Raw genomic sequence first — 1,757 nt, forward strand, 5'->3', positions numbered from 1 at the left:
GACGTGGCGGAACGGCAGACGCGCTAGACTTAGGATCTAGTGCCGCAAGGCGTAAGGGTTCAAGTCCCTTCGTCCGCATGAGAATCCCCTACTTCCCCAGCCCTTTTCCCCCAAGAGGGCAGAAGTTCCCCCGGTCAACAGCAATGCTGACTGCCTTACGGTCGCTCGCCAGCAAGCCTGGGAGAGCCAAGGTGACAAAGCAAGCTCTCCCGCCGGCTAAAAGCAGACAGGGACACATCTCCCAGGCTAGAAGGCTTCTCGGTCCGCCTGCAGAGAAACTGGACTGGGTTGCTGCCACGAAAACCTTGGCTCTAGGCCGGAAAGATCACCTGCAGAATTTGCTCGGGGGCAATCGACTCCACCTTCCCATCGGCCCCCTTGACCGCCCGAAACGGCCCCTCTGAAGGCAGCAACCGCAGTGGGTCGGTGGGCCCAAACAACGCCACCAGCGGCGTCTGCACCGCCACCGCCAAATGCATGGGAGCGCTATCGGCGCACAACAGCAGCGTTGCCCCCCCAATCAAAGCCGCCAGCTGCCCCAGCCGGACAGGACGGCTCACCGGCAGCTCCGGCAGTTGCGCCAGAAAGCCCTCCGCCAGCTGCTCATCCTCTGGCCCCACCACCAGCACCAACGGCAGCTCCGGCCGCTGCTCCCGAAAACCCTTGATGACCTTGACCCAGTTGGCAGAGGGATAGATCTTCTGAATTCCCTTCTCCTGCGACAGCTGGCTGGCCCCCGGATGCAACAGCACATAATCTTGAGCGGCATCCCCCAAAAGGCGCTTGCGTTCCTGCTCTGCCCACTCCAGGTCTGCTTTTTTCAGACGAATCTGGGGCAACCCCGCCGGCGCAGCAATGCCAAACCCCTGCACCAGGTCGTGGTACATCTGGGCCGCATACTGGGCTGGCTTCAGGGGCACCGGGTCGGTCAGCCAAGGTCGCCCCGGCCCCGGCGGCGCATAGCCCACCCGCTTGGGAATGCCGGTCAGCCACAACAACAGCTTGACCCCCAAGCTTCGGCCCAGGCTCAGCACCCCGTCATACTGCCGCTCCCGAATGCGCCCCAGCAGGTCGCTGAGATCCCCCAACGACAGCTGTTCTTTGAACGGAAAAGTCAGCACCCGACTCACCGAAGGACAAACCTCGTAGGCAGCCGCCGCCCGCGGCTCCACAACCACCTCCAGCTCCGCCTCCGGGAAGCGCTGCCGCAAACTGGCCAAGGTGGGAAAAAACAAAATCTGGTCACCAATCCCGCCCGGCACCAAAGCCAAAAGGCGGGGGGCCAAAGGCGCTGTGCCGCCAACTGCTCGAGAAGCCACCTGCATAAAGCATCCTGTAGAAAGCGGTATCCAGGGATCCCTGGCTCAGGACATCCCGCGCTTACTCTATCTCAGATTGCAGACCTTCAGGACAGGCTGGGCAGACCGGTTCCAGCCCCCTGCTGGCCCAGAGCGTTGTCTACCCAGGCTCTCATCCGCGATGATGGGCTGTGGCCGCCACCTTCTCCAAAGGCAGCACCATGACGGAGGAGCCGATTCCGCTGCTGGATTTGACGGGGCAGTACCGCGCTTTGGCCGGGCTGTTGCAGCCGCAGCTGGAAGCGCTGCTGGCCTCTGGCCAGTACATCGGCGGGGCGGCGGTGCAGCGCTTTGAGGAGCAGTTTGCCCAGTTTTTGGGGGGTGGCCCCCTGGAGGCCGTCGGCTGCAATTCCGGCACCGATGCCTTGGTGTTGGCTTTGCAGGCTTTGGGCATCCAGG

At 63.1% G+C, this 1,757-nt stretch carries 2 protein-coding genes; one reads left to right on the top strand and one right to left on the bottom strand.

The window, feature by feature from the left end; translation table 11 throughout:
- Positions 1–311: 311 nt before the first annotated feature.
- Positions 312–1,325: a glycosyltransferase family 9 protein gene (locus ACVW0B_RS14300; protein ID WP_011432114.1), complete on the bottom strand. Its 1,014-nt coding sequence runs from the start codon at positions 1,323–1,325 to the stop codon at positions 312–314.
- A gap of 164 nt (positions 1,326–1,489) precedes the next feature.
- On the opposite strand from ACVW0B_RS14300, the gene ACVW0B_RS14305 reads away from it, so the two are divergent.
- Positions 1,490–1,757, top strand: a 268-nt coding sequence (locus tag ACVW0B_RS14305; RefSeq protein ID WP_457491990.1) for a DegT/DnrJ/EryC1/StrS family aminotransferase, incomplete at its 3' end; no start/stop codon positions are given.

It is taken from the genome of Thermostichus sp. MS-CIW-23 (assembly GCF_054059455.1).